Consider the following 347-nt stretch of genomic DNA (forward strand, 5'->3'; position numbering starts at 1 on the left):
AAATCGTTGCGGCAATTCGCTATCTTCTCATGAATGCGAGCGACTTGTAGCTTTGCTTTCTGCCAGTTCGCCCCTCCTTTGGTGCGGCGAGATCGTCGTCGTTGCCAAAACACCAATTGCTTTTCGTATTGACGAAGATGTTTGGGATTGGCAACTTCTTCACCTGTTGAGCAGACCGCAAAGGTCTTTACGCCGAGGTCGATACCTACGGCTTCACTGCGTTCGGATAAGGGTTGAATGTCCACTTCACACAGGATTGAAATGTAGAATTTACCGCTTGCGTTTTGACGAACCGTGGAATTCAGAATGCGTCCTTCAACTTCTCTTGATTTTGCAAACTTTACAAA

Annotated in this window: 1 protein-coding gene; it reads right to left on the reverse strand. The window is 46.7% G+C overall.

Annotated elements, in window-relative coordinates:
• Positions 1-347 (reverse strand): RNA-guided endonuclease InsQ/TnpB family protein (locus tag JO375_RS13485; protein WP_229524964.1); only part of this gene is annotated, 347 nt, incomplete at both ends.

Source organism: Paenibacillus farraposensis, assembly GCF_020736845.1.
Classification (GTDB): domain Bacteria; phylum Bacillota; class Bacilli; order Paenibacillales; family Paenibacillaceae; genus Paenibacillus; species Paenibacillus farraposensis.